16 protein-coding genes are annotated in these 16,193 nt (G+C 73.1%); 5 read left to right on the top strand and 11 right to left on the bottom strand.

The genetic code is table 11. The features are described 5' to 3' along the window. Positions 1-239: 239 nt before the first annotated feature. From ACFV1W_RS37770 to ACFV1W_RS37760, 3 genes are all read right to left on the bottom strand, one after another. Complete coding sequence (locus ACFV1W_RS37770; RefSeq protein WP_380421816.1) at positions 240-1,037, bottom strand: DUF3710 domain-containing protein; 798 nt, start codon at positions 1,035-1,037, stop codon at positions 240-242. Between the two features lie 69 nt (positions 1,038-1,106). Continuing rightward, on the bottom strand, positions 1,107-1,574 hold the full coding sequence (gene dut / locus ACFV1W_RS37765; RefSeq protein ID WP_380421815.1) for a dUTP diphosphatase: 468 nt from the start codon (positions 1,572-1,574) through the stop codon (positions 1,107-1,109). After that, positions 1,571-2,155, bottom strand: a complete 585-nt coding sequence (locus tag ACFV1W_RS37760; RefSeq protein WP_380421817.1) for a PaaI family thioesterase — start codon at positions 2,153-2,155, stop codon at positions 1,571-1,573. Before ACFV1W_RS37760 ends, dut begins: the two co-directional genes overlap by 4 nt. A gap of 135 nt (positions 2,156-2,290) precedes the next feature. Between ACFV1W_RS37760 and ACFV1W_RS37755 the strand changes: the two genes are divergently transcribed. Continuing rightward, the gene (locus ACFV1W_RS37755; RefSeq protein ID WP_380421814.1) at positions 2,291-2,740 is read left to right on the top strand and encodes a DUF3093 domain-containing protein; all 450 of its coding nucleotides are present in this window, start codon (positions 2,291-2,293) and stop codon (positions 2,738-2,740) included. Between the two features lie 233 nt (positions 2,741-2,973). Here ACFV1W_RS37755 and ACFV1W_RS37750 read toward each other — a convergent pair whose 3' ends face one another. The 4 genes from ACFV1W_RS37750 to ACFV1W_RS37735 form a co-directional block, all read right to left on the bottom strand. Continuing rightward, entirely contained in the window at positions 2,974-3,273 is a 300-nt protein-coding gene (locus tag ACFV1W_RS37750) for a DUF4193 domain-containing protein (protein WP_030285479.1), read from the bottom strand. 505 nt (positions 3,274-3,778) lie between these two features. After that, a complete protein-coding gene (locus ACFV1W_RS37745; protein ID WP_380421813.1) occupies positions 3,779-4,762 on the bottom strand; it encodes an acyl-ACP desaturase in 984 nt (327 codons plus the stop codon). Between the two features lie 265 nt (positions 4,763-5,027). Further along, positions 5,028-6,332, bottom strand: coding sequence for a sensor histidine kinase (locus tag ACFV1W_RS37740; RefSeq protein ID WP_380421812.1), 1,305 nt, complete (start codon positions 6,330-6,332; stop codon positions 5,028-5,030). 126 nt (positions 6,333-6,458) lie between these two features. After that, on the bottom strand, positions 6,459-7,112 hold the full coding sequence (locus ACFV1W_RS37735) for a response regulator transcription factor (RefSeq protein ID WP_030285473.1): 654 nt from the start codon (positions 7,110-7,112) through the stop codon (positions 6,459-6,461). A 444-nt stretch (positions 7,113-7,556) separates the two neighbouring features. Here ACFV1W_RS37735 and ACFV1W_RS37730 point away from each other — a divergent pair, with 444 nt between their 5' ends. Beyond that, complete coding sequence (locus ACFV1W_RS37730) at positions 7,557-7,742, top strand: hypothetical protein (RefSeq protein WP_030285471.1); 186 nt, start codon at positions 7,557-7,559, stop codon at positions 7,740-7,742. A 151-nt stretch (positions 7,743-7,893) separates the two neighbouring features. On the opposite strand, the gene ACFV1W_RS37725 is transcribed toward ACFV1W_RS37730, so the two are convergent. Together ACFV1W_RS37725 and ACFV1W_RS37720 are read right to left on the bottom strand one after the other, a co-directional pair. Next, a complete protein-coding gene (locus ACFV1W_RS37725; protein ID WP_380421811.1) occupies positions 7,894-8,712 on the bottom strand; it encodes an inositol monophosphatase family protein in 819 nt (272 codons plus the stop codon). 18 nt (positions 8,713-8,730) lie between these two features. Further along, positions 8,731-9,873 carry a ferrochelatase gene (locus tag ACFV1W_RS37720; RefSeq protein WP_380421810.1) on the bottom strand — a complete coding sequence of 381 codons (1,143 nt, stop codon included), beginning with the start codon at positions 9,871-9,873 and terminating at the stop codon, positions 8,731-8,733. Between the two features lie 133 nt (positions 9,874-10,006). Between ACFV1W_RS37720 and ACFV1W_RS37715 the strand changes: the two genes are divergently transcribed. Continuing rightward, positions 10,007-11,263 (top strand): MFS transporter, encoded by a 1,257-nt coding sequence (locus ACFV1W_RS37715; RefSeq protein WP_380421809.1) that lies wholly within the window; start codon positions 10,007-10,009, stop codon positions 11,261-11,263. Between the two features lie 122 nt (positions 11,264-11,385). Next, complete coding sequence (locus tag ACFV1W_RS37710) at positions 11,386-12,708, top strand: D-arabinono-1,4-lactone oxidase (RefSeq protein ID WP_380421808.1); 1,323 nt, start codon at positions 11,386-11,388, stop codon at positions 12,706-12,708. Between the two features lie 22 nt (positions 12,709-12,730). On the opposite strand, the gene ACFV1W_RS37705 is transcribed toward ACFV1W_RS37710, so the two are convergent. Further along, positions 12,731-13,597 (bottom strand): hypothetical protein, encoded by an 867-nt coding sequence (locus tag ACFV1W_RS37705; protein WP_380421807.1) that lies wholly within the window; start codon positions 13,595-13,597, stop codon positions 12,731-12,733. A gap of 517 nt (positions 13,598-14,114) precedes the next feature. On the opposite strand from ACFV1W_RS37705, the gene sepH reads away from it, so the two are divergent. Further along, positions 14,115-15,194, top strand: coding sequence for a septation protein SepH (sepH, locus tag ACFV1W_RS37700; protein WP_380421806.1), 1,080 nt, complete (start codon positions 14,115-14,117; stop codon positions 15,192-15,194). A 59-nt stretch (positions 15,195-15,253) separates the two neighbouring features. Here the strand turns inward: sepH and ACFV1W_RS37695 are convergent, their stop codons facing one another. After that, complete coding sequence (locus tag ACFV1W_RS37695; RefSeq protein ID WP_380421805.1) at positions 15,254-16,129, bottom strand: sulfurtransferase; 876 nt, start codon at positions 16,127-16,129, stop codon at positions 15,254-15,256. Between the last annotated feature and the right edge of the window lie 64 nt (positions 16,130-16,193).

Below are 16,193 nucleotides of genomic sequence, written 5' to 3'. Positions count from 1 at the left end.
GGACCGCCTTCCAGCGGGCCCTCCGGGCGCTTCGTTCTTTCGTGTTTCCAGCTTATCAGATGTTTTCCGCTCCGTTTTCCGGAGTTTCATTCATCGGATTCGCTTTCCGCTTTGTCACCCCGGTCTCCCGCGGCGACTCCGGAACTGTACGGGCACCGGCCCGCCACATGCAAATCGCCTCCGCCCGGTCCGGGCGGAGGCGATGCGATGCGATGCGGGTACGCGGTGACCGAACCGGGTCAGCGGACCTCGGTGATCTCCGGACCCCGGGCGAACGGGTCGAGCGAGCCGTAACGGCCCTCGCCCTCGCCGGCGGTGGCAGCAGCCCCGCCACCGTCCGCGACCATCTGGGCGTCCTCGGGAAGCTTCAGCACGATCGGGTCGCGGGGAGCCATGGGGCTCTCGCCGCGGACGACGACGGTCTGCCGGAAGACCTGCTCCAGGATTCCTGCCATCTCGGGCTGCACGGCGGCCTGGCCCGAGATCACACCGCGCAGGAACCAGCGCGGGCCGTCGCACCCGACGAAGCGCACCAGCTGCACGCCCTGGGTGCCGTCCGGCAGCTGCACGGGAACCTGGGCGCGGAGGTGCCAGCCGAGCGGGCCCTCCTCCTCCTCGACGAGGCCGCCCTGCGAGGTGATGCCGTTGGCGATCTCCTCACGGACCTCTCCCCAGATGCCCTCCGACTTCGGGGCCGCGAAGGCCTGGAGCTGGATGGCGCTGTTGCCGAGCACGAGGGTCGCCGCGACGATCGCGTCACCCGCGACCTCGACGCGCAGCTCCATTCCCTCGACACCGGGGACCAGCAGACCCCCGAGGTCGACTCGCCCCTCCTCCGGGGTCTCCAGCTCACTGTGGTCCCACGGGCCGTCCGGCCGCGGGGCCGGCGGCAGGCCGACCTTGTCGGCGGGGTCCAGCTCGGTCACGTTCTCGCTCTCGGCGGAACCTTCGACGTCATCGGCCGTCTCGTCGGCGCTGATGGCGTCGTCGGCGAGCTGCTCGACAGCGTCCTCGCTCTTCTGGCGACGACGGAACACGGTCACTGTCCTTCCCGGTCCAAGACCGATGCGAATACCTGCTCGGCTTCCTGCGAGGCCGCGGGAATGCTAGACCGCGGCGTGGCCACCGGTCGACCCGAACCCGCCCGCGGCGCGTGCCGACCCGGGCAGCTCGACCACCTCGTGGAAGCGGGCCTTTTCGACCTGCTGGATGACCAGCTGGGCGATCCGGTCCCCTCGGCGGAAGCTGACCCCCTCGCGCGGGTCCAGATTGACGACGATCACCTTGATCTCTCCACGGTACCCGGCATCGACCGTCCCCGGGGCGTTCACGAGGGCAACTCCGCAACGAGCTGCCAGCCCGGAGCGCGGGTGGACGAAGGCCGCGTAACCGTCCGGGAGCGCGATGGCGATGCCGGTGGGGAGCACCGCCCGCTCACCGGGGCCCAGCTCGGCGTCGACGGTGGTCCGCAGGTCGGCGCCGGCGTCCCCGGGCTGCGCGTACTCGGGCAGCGGCAGCTCGGGGTCGATGCGCCTGACCAGGACGTCCAGCTGCGATCGGGGGGTCTCGCTCAAGGGTTCACCTCAAAGGCTCGTGCGCGCTTCATCAGATCAGGGTCGTCGAGGACCTTCTCGATGTCCTCGGGACGACCGTGCGTGGTGAAGTGTTCCAGCTTCACCTGGATGAAGAGCGCCTGAGCGCGCACGGCGACCGGCCCGTCCGGGCCGCCGATCCGCGCCTCGGCGGCGCTGTAGATCTTGCGGCCGTGCACTCCGGTGATCCAGGCGCGCAGGTGCAGCACCGAGTCGACGGGCACCGGGCTGAGGAAGTCGGTCTCCAGCCGGCCGGTCACGGCGGGCGCGTGCAGCAGCCAGTTGAGCGTGCCGAGGGTCTCGTCCATCGCCGTCGTGAGAATCCCGCCGTGGGCCAGCCCGGGGCCGCCCTGGTGGACGTCCCGGACGGTGAGCTCGGCCGTGACGTCCAGGTCCTCGCCCGCGACCGCGTCGATCCGCAGGCCGCCGGGGTGCTGCGGACCGCAGCCGAAGCAGTGCTCGTAGTGGGAGCCGAGGCGAGTGCCGGGGGCGGGCGCCTGGGGGTGGCGCTCCGGGATCACGGCGTCCGGCGGCGGCGTGGTCGGGGTCGGGGTCGGCGGCAACGCGGGCGCCGACCGGACGGTGGGGGTGGTGGGGGTGGTCGTACCGGTCACGGCTCGCAGCCTACCCAGGGGTAGCAAGGCCTCCGATGGGGGTGGCGTCCCGCGCCGGGCGTCAGGGCGCCCACAATGGAGGGCATGTACGACGAACGCCTCACGGTGCCGCGCTCCTGGTGGCTGCTCCCGGTCGCAGTCGGCCTGACCCTCGCGCTGATCCTGATCCGGGTCAGCGGTCCGGCCGCCCTGGTCGGCCTGGTGGTCGGCATCGCCGCCGGCGCTGTGGCGATCAGCAGCTACGGCTCGGCCCGGATCCGGGTGGTGCAGGGCTCGCTGGTGGCCGGACCGGCCCGCATCCCGGTGGACGCGCTGGGTGCCGCTCAGGCGCTGAGCCCCGCCGAGGCCGCGGCCTGGCGCGGTCCGAAGGCCGATCCCCGCGCCTTCATGCTGCTGCGCAGCTACGTCCCGACCGCGCTGCGGGTCGAGGTGAGCGATCCGGCCGACCCGACGCCCTACCTCTATCTGTCGACCCGCTCGCCGATGAAGCTGGCCGAGGCGCTGGAGGGGGCCCGGCGCGGCGCCCGTACGTAGCCGGCCGGCGCACCACGAGGGCCCCGAAAGACCGAGAGGGACGGTTCCGCTGCTGCGGGACCGTCCCTACGACTTTGTCCTGGCCGGCGCGCGGCCGACCGACTCCGTCCTCCCGGGTCCGCCCTTCCGGACGGTCCGCGGACCTGCCGTCCGGCCCCGCTGCCCGGGGCCGGAAGGAGCGTTGTGCCGGCCCCGCGGGAGCCACGGGTGCCTGGCGCTGTCCGCTGCGGTGCTCAGGCGCCGCAGTCCCGGCAGATCGGGTTGCCGTTCTTCTCGCTGTAGAGCTGGCTGCGGTGGTGGACCAGGAAGCAGCTCATGCAGGTGAACTCGTCAGCCTGCTTGGGCAGCACCCGAACGGCGAGCTCCTCGTTCGAGAGGTCGGCGCCGGGGAGCTCCATGCCCTCGGCGGCGTCGAACTCGTCAACGTCGACCGAGCTGCCGCCCTTGTCGTTCCGACGGGCCTTGAGCTCTTCGATGCTGTCCTCGTTGAGCTCGTCGTCGGTCTTGCGTGGGGTGTCGTAGTCGGTTGCCATTTTTCGCTCTCCCCCTCCGGGTTGTGCGGTGTGTGCGGTATCTCCAGCGCACGTAACGCATGGGGGGTCGGTCTTGTGCCCGACCCGAGGCGGAGATTTTGCCTTACTTCAAGCCCCGTTACTCAATCGACACTCAGCCAGGGCTCCGTTGGGGTGATCCTCAAGGGCGCGGAGGGCCTCACGCTGGGCCATCGCCCACCCGCCGAACGACCGTCCTTCCAGCGACTCACAGTGAGCGGAAGCCGTACCGGCGTCCGCGAAATCCCTTGTCCACCAGGGAAGCCGGCCAACCCCGCGGCCCGGCGACAGACCGGATTCCGGTCACGGACGGCGATCGGCACCCCTGACGAGGTGATCACTCTCCGGCGTTGAGCAGCGCCACGGAGCGACACGGTGTGATCTTGGTCACTTTCAGAATCTTCCGGGACAAAAACCGGAAAATCCACCCACTCCTCTCCCCCACCCGAGGGGCGCGACCGCCCTGGAGGAGCGCCCCGCGGACGTCCTAGCCCGCGTTCCGGCGGGCCTCCCGGCGCGCGAGCAGCGCGGCCTGGCGCTCCTCGAACTTGCGTGCCTGCGTGTCCAGGCCGTCCAGGAAGACGCCCAGCTCGTTCTGGGCCACCAGGCCCTCGGGGCCGAGGCCGCCGAACTCCATCACCTTGAGGTGGCGCAGCACCGGCTGCAGCACGTCGTCGTGGTGGATGCGCAGGTTGTATACCCCGCCCAGGGCGATCTGGGCGGCGGCGCGCTCGAAACCGGGGATGCCGTGGCCCGGCATCCGGAAGTTGGTGACCACGTCGGCGATGGCGCGCATGGCCTGGTCCGGGGCGATCTCCAGGGCGGCCTTCAGCAGGTTCCGGTAGAAGACCATGTGCAGGTTCTCGTCGTTGGCGATCTTCGCCAGCAGCTGGTCGCACAGCGGGTCGCCGGCGTACTTGCCGGTGTTGCGGTGCGAGATGCGGGTGGCGAGCTCCTGGAAGGCCACGTACGCGACCGAGTGCAGCATGCTGTGCGCGTTGTCGGACTCGAAGCCCTCGGACATGTGCGACATCCGGGCCCGCTCCAGCTCGACCGGGTCGACGGCCCGGGTGGCGAGCAGGAAGTCGCGAATGGCTATCCCGTGCCGGCCCTCCTCGGCGGTCCAGCGGTGCACCCAGGTGCCCCAGGCGCCCTCACGGCCGAACATGGTCGCGATCTCGTGGTGGTAGCTGGGGAGGTTGTCCTCGGTCAGCAGGTTGACCACCAGCGACACCCGGCCGAGCGGGGTCACCTGCGACTGCTGGACGTTCCACGCCTCGCCGCCCAGCACGCCGTCGAAGTCACGGCCCTGGCTCCACGGGACGAACTCGTGGGGCATCCACTCCTTGGCCACCCCCAGGTGGCGGTTGAGCTCCTTCTCCACGACCTCTTCGAGGGCCAGGATCAGTCGCGTGTCGGTCCAGCCGCTCGATCCGAGCGAGGGACTGCTCTGCACAGGGGCGATGGTCACGGTCGTGCTCCTGGGGGACGGGTACGCGCGGGAGGGGCGCGTCGGGCGGACAAGCGTCGTGCGGAGCCGTCGGCGGGCGGACCGGCGGGCACACTTACGGTTGCGTAGGTTACGACACCGTAAGTTGCCCGGGCCGGAAATGACAAGCCGCCCCCGCCAGGCCTTATGTCGTCTTGACAGGCCTGCCGGGGGCGGCTGAAAACGGTCGCCCACGGAACGCGTCGGCGTCCGGGGCCGTTACGGCGCGGAACGGCCCCGGGGGCCGCTACGGCGAGGGGATCCGCACTCGCATGGTGAGTCCGCCCCCGCTGCGCGGGGTGGCCTCGATGGTGCCGCCGTGGGCGCGCACCACCGAGCGGACGATGGACAGCCCCAGGCCGACCCCCTTGTCGCTGCGGGTGCGGTCGGCGCCCTTGATCCGGCGGAACGGCTCGAAGATGTGCTCCAGCTCGTAGCCGGGCACCACCGGGCCGGTGTTGGAGACCACCAGCTCGCCGCCGCCCGGCACCGTGGCGGTGGCCAGCTCGACCCAGCCACCCGGGGTGTTGTACCGGACGGCGTTCTGCAGCAGGTTCAGCGCGAGCCGCTCCAGGAGCACGCCGTTGCCCGCGACGGCCGCCGGATCGAGCTTGGAACGCAGCTCGACCTCGCGCTTGTCGGCCTCGCTGCGGGTCTGCTCCAGCGCCCGGGTGGCCACCTCGGACAGCTCCACCGGACGGCGGTCGGTCAGCTCGTTCTCGCTGCGGGCGAGCAGCAGCAGGCCCTCGACCAGCTGCTCGCTGCGCTCGTTGGTGGCCAGCAGGGTCCTGCCGAGCTGCTGGAGGTCGGGCGAGGCGGCGGGGTCGGAGAGCTGGACCTCCAGCAGGGTGCGGTTGATCGCCAGCGGGGTGCGCAGTTCGTGCGAGGCATTGGCGACGAAGCGGCGCTGGGAGTCGAAGGAGCGGTCCAGTCGGTCCAGCATGTCGTCGAAGGTGTCGGCGAGCTCCTTGAGCTCGTCGTCGGGCCCGTCCAGCTCGATCCGGCGGTGCAGGTCGGAGGAGGCGACGTCACGGGCGGTGCGGGTGATCCGGCCGAGCGGGCGCAGCACCCGGCCGGCCATCGCGTAGCCGGCCGCGAAGGCGATCACGGCGAGGCAGACCAGGACGGTGAGCAGCTTGCGCAGCAGGGTGTTGAGCGCCTGGCCCGCCTGGAAGGACCTCTGGTCGTTCAGCCACTGGTCGAGCGCGGACTGGCTGGTGATGATCTGGTTGTCCTGCGTCCGGAAGGGGATGCCGCTGAACAGCAGGTGCGGCTGGCCGACCTGCTGGAGCGCCTGCTGGACGAAGAAGTACATCACCAGCAGCAGCACCACGCCGGCCATCAGGAACATCCCGCCGTACAGCAGGGTGAGCCGCATCCGGATGGTGGGGCGGAACGGCAGCCAGGCGAGCAGGCCGTCGCCGGGGACGTAGGTCTCGGGCTGGCGCGGACGGACCTGGTTCGGCGGGTGCACGGGCTTGGGCGGAACGGCACGCGGGCCGCCGGCGGGCGCGCCGGAGGGGCCGCCGGCCGGGCGCGGCGGGGTGGTCATGATGGTCCTCTCGGGCGTCCGCCGGGGCGGGCGCTGGTACGGCGGTGGAATCCTCGGACGGACCCGGTGGTGCGGGCCGCCCGCGGTTCGGGTCGGGGATCGGGATCCCCGGGCGTCGGGTCCCGGTCAGATCCGGTAGCCGGAACCGGGCACGGTGACGATCACCGGCGGGTCGCCGAGCTTGCGGCGCAGCGTCATGACGGTGACGCGCACGACGTTGGTGAACGGGTCGGTGTGCTCGTCCCAGGCCTTCTCCAGGAGCTGCTCGGCGGAGACGACGGCGCCGCCGGCCCGCATCAGCACCTCCAGGACGGCGAACTCCTTGGGGGCGAGCTGGACGGTGCGCCCCTCGCGGATCACCTCGCGCCGGCCGGGATCGAGCGAGATGCCGGCCCGTTCCAGCACCGGGGGCAGCGGGATGGTCGCGCGGCGCCCCAGTGCCCTTACCCGGGCGACGAGTTCACTGAAGGCGAACGGCTTCGGAAGGTAGTCGTCGGCGCCGATCTCCAGGCCCTCGACCCGGTCGCTGATGTCGCCGGAGGCGGTCAGCATGATCACCCGCGTCGCCAGGCCCTGCTCGACCACCTTCCGGCACACGTCGTCCCCGTGCACCAGTGGGAGGTCGCGGTCCAGGACCACCACGTCGTAGTCGTTGACCGCGATGCGCTGGAGCGCGGCCTCCCCGTCGTACACCACGTCGACGGCCATCGCCTCGCGGCGCAGGCCGGTCGCGACGGCCTCGGCAAGCAGCTGCTCGTCCTCGACGACGAGAACCCGCACGGTCGTTGTCCCTTCTCCAGGCCGGCCCCGGAAGCGGACGCACGGCTCCGACGGTGCCTCCATCCTGCCTGGTCCTGCGGTAAAGCAGCGATAAGCTGCCCCTCCGGCAAGGGGCCGGAGCCCGCGGCGGTGACCGTTCGTGCCGGGAACGCTCCGCTTGGACTGTGACAGGGGCAACTTTCTTCCGCCCGGAGGTTTCCCGCCCGCCGGGGCGGGGAGGACAGCTGCACACCCGCGATCTGGCTGACGGCCGATCGCACCCACCCGCCGTGCGTTCATCCGCGCCGGCCTCGGGGCTGGGGCGTCACCGGGAGCGGCCGAAGGGCCGTCTCCGCGCTCGACCGGAGAACCACCACCTGTCGGACCGGGCGCATTCACCGGCTGGACCCTCCTCGGGGCGGAGAGCGCACGACCGTGCACGTCCGACACAGTAAGGGGGCCCGTATGGACGCCTTCAAGGCCGGAATCCTGCAGCGCATAGCCAACGCCGAGCAGGACCTGCACCGCGCGATCGAGGCCGGGGACGAGTTCCTCGCCGAGGTGGAGCAGTCCGAGCTGGACGACCTCCGTCGTCTCGCCGCCGAGCACGGTGTGGACACCGTGCTGGACCGCCACCGCACCGCCGCCTGACCCGACGCCGGTTTCCGGCACCAGCGGCCCTGCGGGGGCCGTGCGAAACCCCAGGCCCTGGCATCCCCCGTGTGCCAGGGCTCTTCGCATCTCCGGGAGCCTGGTTCCGGGGCCCGGTTCCGGGGCCCCGGCTCTCCGGGCGCGCCCGGCCTCAGTCCGCCCAGGCGCGCAGCTCGGCCAGCCGCTCCTGCAGCGGCTCGTACACCCCGGGAGCGGCGGCCACGGTCAGCTCGCCGTCCGGGCCGCGGCCGGGGCGGCCGCCGACCAGGGCGCCGGCCTCGGTGGCGATCAGGCAGCCGGCCGCCCGGTCCCAGGGGGCGAGCCCGCGCTCGTAGTAACCGTCCAACCGCCCGGCGGCCACGTCGCACAGGTCCACCGCGGCCGCCCCGCCCCGGCGGACGTCCCGTACCTCGGGCATCAGTGCCAGCAGCACCTCGGCCTGGCGCACCCGCACCGGCTGGACGTAGTTGAAGCCGGTGGCGATCAGCGCCTGGCCCCAGGGCGGAGCCGGGCGGGCCGAGACCGGGCGGCCGTCGAGGCGGGCGCCGCGGCCCAGCACGGCGTGGAACAGCTCGCCGCGCGCCGGGGCGTACACCACCCCGACGACCGCCCGGCCGTCCACCTCGGCGGCCACGCTGACCGCCCAGGAGGGCAACCCGTACAGGTAGTTGACCGTGCCGTCGAGCGGGTCGACGACCCAGCGCACCCCGCTGGTGCCGGGGCGCTCGGCCCCCTCCTCGCCGAGGTAGCCGTCCTCGGGGCGGCGGTCGGCGATCAGCTCCACGATGAGCTTCTCCGAGGCGAGGTCCATCTCGGTGACCACGTCGACCGGGCTGCTCTTGGTGCCGGCCACGCCGAGGTCGGCGGGGCGGCCGTCGCGCAGCAGGGCGCCGGCCTGCCGGGCCGCGTCCAGGGCGACGTCCAGCAGGTCGTCGAGCAGCCCGTCGACGGGCGGGGCGGGGGTGGACACGGGGTTCTCCTCCTGGGGTCAGCGCTCGGCGGCGGCCGGGCGGGGTGCGCGCGGGTTGGGGCAGCAGGCCACCGCGCACACGTCGTGGCTGGGGCCGAGGGCGCCGAGGGCGCAGCGGGTCACGCCCTCGCCGCGCTCGGTGGCGGCGCGCTCCAGGACGAGCTCGCGCACCGCGGCGGTGAACCGCGGGTCGGCGCCGACGGTGGCCGCCCGGGCGACCGGCAGGCCGAGTTCGGCGGCCTTGGCGACGGCCTCGGTGTCGAGGTCGTACTTGACCTCCATGTGGTCGGAGACGAAGCCGATCGGGACCATCACCACGGCCGGCGCGCCGTCGGCGTGCTGCGCCTCCAGGTGGTCGCAGATGTCCGGCTCCAGCCACGGGATGTGCGGGGCACCGCTGCGGCTCTGGAACACCAGCTCCCACGGCCGGTCGGCCACGCCGGTGCGCTCGGCGACGGCCGTGGCGATCAGCCGGGCCACCTCCAGGTGCTGGGCGACGTACGCGCCGCCGGGCGTGCCGCGGGCCGGGTCGTCCGGGGCTCCGGAGGCCTCGGCCATCGCGTCCGGGATGGAGTGGGTGGTGAAGGCCAGCCGGGCGCCGGGGCGGACGGCCTCGGGCAGCTCGGCCAGGGCGGCGACGGTGGCGTCGATCATCGGCTCGACGAAGCCGGGGTGGTTGTAGAAGTGCCGCAGCTTGTCGACGGTCGGCACCGGGCGGTCCTCCTCGGCGAGGACGGCCAGCGCGTCGGCCAGGTTCTCCCGGTACTGGCGGCAGCCCGAGTAGCCGGCGTAGGCGCTGGTGGCGAGCACCGCGATCCGGCGGTGGCCGTCCGCGGCCATCTCCCGCAGGGTGTCCACCAGGTACGGGGCCCAGTTCCGGTTGCCCCAGTAGACCGGCAGGTCCAGCCCGTGCTCGGCGAAGTCCTTGCGCAGGGCGGCCAACAGCTCCCGGTTCTGCTCGTTGATCGGGCTGACCCCGCCGAACAGGAAGTAGTGCCTGCCGACCTCCTTCAGCCGTTCCTTGGGGATGCCGCGGCCGCGGGTGACGTTCTCCAGGAACGGGACGACGTCCTCGGGGGCCTCGGGCCCGCCGAAGGAGAGCAGCAGCAGGGCGTCGTACGGAGCGGCGCCGAAGGGTGAGGGTTTGCGCGCGTCGGACATGGCACCGATCCTGCCACTGAGGGGCCGGGGCCCGGCGCCGGGGCCGCGCAGGTGTCCGGAAAATACCGTTTGCCAACGTACGTAAGCTGTGTTCGCCAGCGTCGTTCCTTACCCGCCTTTGTCCGGAGCTCCCGTGCTGTCCAGCTACCGCCGAATATTCGCCTCCCCCGGCACCCTGGCCTTCTCCTCCACCGGGTTCATCGCCCGGCTGCCGATATCGATGACCGGCATCGGCATCGTGACGATGCTCTCCGAGCAGAGGGGGTCCTTCGGGATCGCGGGCGCGGTCTCGGCGACGCTGGCGATCGCCGCCGGAGCGCTCGGGCCGGCGGTCTCCTGGCTCGTCGACCGCTACGGGCAGCGCCGCGTCGCGCTCCCCTCCGCCGCCCTCTCCGTCGCCGCGGCGATCGGGCTGCTGCTCTGCGCGCACTTCGGCGCACCCTCCTGGACGCTGTTCCTGTTCGCCGTCGGGATGGGCGTGATGCCCAGCGCCGGCGCCATGGTCCGCGCCCGCTGGGCGCACCTCTACCGCGACGACGCCGCCAGGCTGCACACCGCCTATTCCTTCGAGGCGGTGGTCGACGAGTTCTGCTTCATGGTCGGACCGATCCTCGCCGTCGTCCTCGCCACCAACGTCCTGCCCGAGTCCGGGGTGCTCGCCGCCGTCCTCGCCCTCGCCGTCGGCATCGTCCTGTTCACCGCCCAGCGCCGCACCGAACCGCCGGTCCACCCGGCCGCGAGCCGCACCGGCGGCAGCGCCATCCTCAACGGCGGCCTGGTCGTCCTGGTGCTCACCTTCATCGCCACCGGCGCGATCTTCGGCTCGGTCGAGATCGTCACCGTCGCCTTCTCCAAGGCCCAGGGGCACGAGGGCCTGGCCGGCACCGTCCTCGCCGTGTGGGCGCTCGGCTCCGGCCTGGCCGGCATGGTCTACGGGGCGCTCAAGCCCAGGGGCGCGCTGTCCACGCGCTTCTTCGTCGGCGTGGTGATGATGGCGCTCAGCATGATCCCCGTCCTGCTCGTCGCCTCCACCGTGCACGGCCTCGGCGGGCTGCTCGCCGCCGGCGCCGCCCTGCTCGTCGCCGGCCTCGCCATCTCCCCCACGCTGATCTCCGCGATGGCCCTCGTCGAGCGGCTCGTTCCGGCCGCCCAGCTCACCGAGGGCATGGCCTGGACCACCACCGGCCTCGCCCTCGGCGTCGCCTTCGGCTCCTCCGCCGGCGGCTGGGTGGTCGACGCCTCCGGCGCCGCCGCGGGCTACTGGGTGCCGCTGACCGCCGGGGTGCTCGGCGTGGTCACCGCCCTCGCCGGGCTGGGTCGCCTGCGGGCCGGACTCGCCCGGGAAGAAGCGGCCGAAGCGGTCAGCCGACCCGTAGACGTCGAACGGTGAACTGACTACTCTCGCCCTACCCGCGGCCCTACCCGCGGGTAGGGCCGCCTCCGGGGTTTCGCCGGACAGGCCGCGATCCGGACCGCGCCGACCCGTTCGGCCACGGAGCAGGAGGCAGCGCAATGCCCCAGGCCAGCACCGCGACCCGCACCCGGTGGACCAACTGGGCCGGGAACCAGAGCGCCCTCCCGGCCCGGACCGCCACGCCCGGCACCGCGGAGGAACTGGCCAAGGAGATCCTGCGCGCCGCCGAACAGGGCCGCAGCGTCAAGGCCGCCGGCTCCGGCCACTCCTTCACCGCGATCGCCTCGCCCGGCGACGGCCTGCTGGTCCGCCCCCACGCGCTCACCGCCGTCCGCGAGCTCGACCGCCAGGCGGGCACCGTCACCGTCGAGTCCGGCCTCCCGCTGAGCCGCCTCAACCGGCTCCTCGCCGCCGAGGGCCTCTCCCTCACCAACATGGGCGACATCGAGGTGCAGACCGTCGCCGGGGCCACCAGCACCGGAACCCACGGCACCGGCCGCGACTCCGGCTCCCTCGCCGCCCAGATCCGCGCGCTGGAGATCGTCCTCGCCGACGGCACCGTCCGACGCTGCTCCCCCACCGAGAACCCCCGGCTCTTCCAGGGCGCGCGGCTCGGCCTCGGCGCCCTCGGGGTGATCACCGCCCTCACCTTCGGCGTCGAACCGGCCTTCCTGCTCACCGCGCACGAGCAGCCGATGGGCTTCGACGAGGTGCTGGAACGCCTCGACGAGCTCACCGCCGTCAACGAGCACTTCGAGTTCTACTGGTTCCCGCACACCGACCGCTGCTCCACCAAGCGCAACAACCGCAGCCAGGGGCCGGCTGCCCCGCTGCCCCGGTTCAAGGGCTGGCTGGAGGACGACTTCCTCTCCAACACCGTCTGGGAGGGCGCCTGCCGGGTCGGCCGCCGCTTCCCCGGCGCCATCCCCGCCATCGCCTCGCTCGCCAGCCGCGCCTGGTCCGACCGCAGCTACACCGACACCGCCCACAAGGTGTTCACCAGCCCGCGCAAGGTCCGCTTCGTGGAGATGGAGTACGCCGTCCCGCGCGCGGCCGTCGCCGAGGTACTGCGCGAGCTGAAGGCCCTGGTCGAACGCTCCGACTGGAGGGTCAGCTTCCCGGTCGAGGTGCGCTTCGCCCCCGCCGACGACCTCTGGCTGTCCACCGCCTCCGGCCGGGACAGCGCCTACATCGCCGTCCACCTCTACCGGGGCACCCGCGACCAGGGCTACTTCACCGGAGTGGAACAGCTGATGACCGCCCATCAGGGCCGCCCCCACTGGGGGAAGCTGCACACCCGCGACGCCGAGTACCTGGCCGGCGTCTACCCGCGCTTCGGCGACTTCACGGCCCTGCGCGACGAGGTCGACCCGCAGCGCCTCTTCGGCAACGACTACCTGCGGCGCGTGCTGGGGGCCTAGGACGTGATCCGGAGGACACGCCCTACGGCGTCTGCGCGGCCGGCGACGGGGTCCCCGCCCCGTGCGCCGGGACGTCGCCGGTCGCCGACGGCTGCGAGGTCGGCCCGCCCGTCGGCCTGGTGTCGCCGCCCGCCGACGGGGAGGCACCGGCCGAGGGCGTAGTGCTCGGGACGGCCGAGGGGGAGGCTGCGCCGCCGTGCTCGCCGGTGCCGCCGCTCGGGGTCGGGCCCGGCTCGCGGCTCGGGCGGGTGGTCGCCGGGGCCGAGGCGCCGCCGGAGGGCGTGGTCTCCGGTCCGCGCCCGCCGCCCCCGGTGGCCGGCCGGTCCGCCGGGGCGTCCTGCGGCATGGACGACTTCGGCGTCACCGCACCGCCGAAGGACGTCCCGTTGCCCGACTCGCCCTGCACCGTCGCCGACACCGGCTGGCCGGTGGCCAGCTCGAACGCCAGGATCGGCGTCATCGCCAGCACGAACACCAGCCCCGACACCGCCGCGCAGGTCTTCCAGCCCCACCGCCGGCGCACCCGCACCACCTGCGGCTCGTTCCACTCCGAGGTGATCACCGGCGGACCGGCCGGCACCGGCTCCGCGCGCTCCGGCTCCACCGGCACCTGACGCAGGGAGTTCACCGTCTGGTTCGGCCCGCGGTCCACCGCCTCGCGCAACTGCTGGCCGGTCCGCTTGAACACGTGCTGGAACACCGCGCCGCCGGTGGTGGCCCCGACGCTGACCACCGCCGCGCCCACGATCGTGCCGTACACGCCGAGTTCGGAGGCGAGCAGCGCGCCCGCCACCGCGGCCAGCGCACTCGCCGCGACCTGAGCCACGCTCAGGTCGATCCGCTTGCGCTCCTCCTTGCCGCGCTCCTCGGCGGGGCTCCGCTCCGACATCGACATCCCTCGGTCCGTGCGACTCTTACTCGAACAAGTCACTCCATCTTGCCCAAAGAAGGACACAAGGGACGAAAATGCGGTTCCGCGCGCCCGGATTGTGTGAAGATGATCACCGTTCATTCGGCGGCGGTGCGCCGTTGGGGGCGCGCGCTCTTGAGATTCCCGTGAATCGCGGGAGACTTGAGCGGCGAGCCGCCCCTCCGGATGCCACGAATGGAGTACTGTTCGTAAAGCCCGAGCCTTGGGTCGACTTGTCGACTGTGCCTACACCGGCAGCTTGACGAAGAGCCACCGAACGGGCACGCACGGCGACGCCGGTCCCGGATCGTCGCGAACACTCCGCGTGCGAGGACGGCCGGGACACCCAGGCGCGACGTCGACGGATGACGTGGCAAAAAGGCAACCGTGCCACATTGGTGTGCCCGGGCGTATGCCCGACACGCCGGGGAACTCAGCAAGGTTGTGGCCAGTCGCGAGTGGGCAGGCCACACTCAGTACGGGAGCAGCGACGCAGGTGACGTCGGCAGGCACCACCCGGGAGGTAACCGTGCCCGAACTGCGGGTTGTGGCCGTCAGCAACGACGGCACACGGCTGGTGCTCAAGGCTGCCGACAGCACGGAGTACACCCTCCCCATCGACGAGCGGCTGCGCGCCGCCATCCGCGGCGACCGGCCGCGCCTCGGCCAGATCGAGATCGAGGTCGAGAGCCACCTCCGCCCCCGGGACATCCAGGCGCGGATACGAGCCGGTGCCTCCGCCGAGGAGGTGGCCCAGGCCGCCGGCATCTCCGTCGACCGCGTCCGCCGCTTCGAGGGACCGGTCCTCGCCGAGCGCGCCTTCATGGCCGAGCGCGCCCGCAAGACCGCCATCCGCCGCAACGGCGAGTCCCCCGGACCGCAGCTCGGCGAGGCCGTGGCCGAGCGGCTCGCGCTGCGCGGCGCCGAGAAGGACACCGAGCGCTGGGACTCCTGGCGGCGCGACGACGGCACCTGGGAGGTCATCCTCTCCTACCGTGCCGACGGCGAGGGCCGCAGCGCGTCCTGGACGTACGACCCGCCCCGGCGCCTGGTCCAGCCCAACGACGACGAGGCCCGCGCGCTGATCGGCGAGACGGTCGAGCGCGAGGAGGACTCGGTCTTCCCGTTCATCCCGCGGATCGCCCGGCTCCCCCAGGACCGGCCGCCGCGCCCGATGATCGACCGGCCCTCCGCCGACCGCATCATGTCGGCCCGCGAGGTCCGCGAGTCGCGGGAGGCCACCGCCGAGGGGCGGGACTCGCTGACCAGCCTGCTCGACGTGGTCCCCGCCTTCCGCGGTGACCTCGCCGTCGGCGGCCCCACCCCGGTCGAACCGGTGCCCGCCGAGGTCGCCGAGGAGAGCGAGGAGCCGGCCGCGGCCGCCGCCCCGGCGGTCGGCGCGGGCTCGGCCTACGCCGACATCCTGATGCCGCGCGCCGTAGCCCCGCACCGCGAGCGCCTGGTCGGCACCACCGACCGGCAGGCCGAGGCGGACGGCGTCCGGCCCGGCCGCCGGGCCACCGTGCCCAGCTGGGACGAGATCGTCTTCGGCAGCCGGCGCAAGAAGCAGGAGTAGTCCCGACGAACGCCGAAGGGGCGGGAGGCCGAGCCTCCCGCCCCTTCGGCGTGCCCGGCTCAGCCCGGCTGGCCGGTCACCGCCACCGGGCGGCTCGGGTCGCTCGACCACTCGCTCCACGAGCCCGGGTACAGCGTGGCGTCCAGGCCGGCCACCTCCATCGCCAGGATCTGGTGCGCCGCCGTCACGCCCGAACCGCAGTACACCGCGGTCCTGCGCTCGCCCGCGCCGAACGCCCGGAACCGGGCCAGCAGTTCGGCGACCGGGCGGAACCGCCCGTCGGGGCGCACGTTCTCGGAGGTCGGCGCCGACACCGCGCCCGGAACGTGCCCGGCCCGCGGGTCCACCGGCTCGGCCTCGCCCCGGTAGCGCTCCCCCGACCGCGCGTCCAGCAGCAGACCGCTGCGCGCCCAGTCCGCGGCACCGTCCGCGTCCACCGTCGGCAACTGCTCCGGCACCGGCCGGAAGTCTCCTTCCGCCGGCTCCGGCACCTCGTCCGTCACCGGCAGCCCGGCCGCCTGCCAGGCCGCGAAACCACCGTCCAGCACCCGGACGTCCCGGTGTCCGGCCCAGCGCAGCAGCCACCAGGCCCGGGCCGCCGCCATCGAGGCCGCCCCGTCGTACACCACGACCGGCCGCCCAGCGCTCACCCCGAAGCCGCGCATCGCCGCGCCGAACTCCTCCGGGTCCGGCAGCGGGTGGCGCCCGCCCCGGCCGGGGGCGCCGGGCGGGGCCGCGAGGTCCCGGTCCAGATCGACGAAGTGGGCACCGGGCAGGTGCCCGGCCCGGTACTCCTCGGCCGCGGTCGGACCGCCCGGTGCGGCGCCGACCAACTGGTAGCGCACGTCCAGCAGCACCGGCGGACGCTCGGATGCGAGCGCCTCCCCCAGCTCGGCCGCGGAGATCAGCGGGGAACCGTCATTGAAGGTCGTCATGACGGCCATTGTCGCGCAGCGCGCCCTCGGGGCGTGTCCTGCGGATCCCTGCCGGGTCATGATC

It is taken from the genome of Kitasatospora sp. NPDC059648, from assembly GCF_042734825.1.
GTDB lineage: Bacteria > Actinomycetota > Actinomycetes > Streptomycetales > Streptomycetaceae > Kitasatospora.
The sequence above is the reverse complement of the archived record's forward strand: the minus strand, read 5'-3'. Positions and strand labels throughout refer to the sequence as shown.

Coding starts and splice junctions, on each gene's coding strand:
- ACFV1W_RS37755 (WP_380421814.1), top strand. CDS start 2,291: ATGTACGACGAACGCCTCACGGTGCCGCGCTCCTGGTGGCTGCTCCCG.
- ACFV1W_RS37750 (WP_030285479.1), bottom strand. CDS start 3,273: ATGGCAACCGACTACGACACCCCACGCAAGACCGACGACGAGCTCAAC.
- ACFV1W_RS37740 (WP_380421812.1), bottom strand. CDS start 6,332: ATGACCACCCCGCCGCGCCCGGCCGGCGGCCCCTCCGGCGCGCCCGCC.
- ACFV1W_RS37730 (WP_030285471.1), top strand. CDS start 7,557: ATGGACGCCTTCAAGGCCGGAATCCTGCAGCGCATAGCCAACGCCGAG.
- ACFV1W_RS37720 (WP_380421810.1), bottom strand. CDS start 9,873: ATGTCCGACGCGCGCAAACCCTCACCCTTCGGCGCCGCTCCGTACGAC.
- ACFV1W_RS37710 (WP_380421808.1), top strand. CDS start 11,386: ATGCCCCAGGCCAGCACCGCGACCCGCACCCGGTGGACCAACTGGGCC.
- ACFV1W_RS37705 (WP_380421807.1), bottom strand. CDS start 13,597: ATGTCGGAGCGGAGCCCCGCCGAGGAGCGCGGCAAGGAGGAGCGCAAG.
- ACFV1W_RS37695 (WP_380421805.1), bottom strand. CDS start 16,129: ATGACGACCTTCAATGACGGTTCCCCGCTGATCTCCGCGGCCGAGCTG.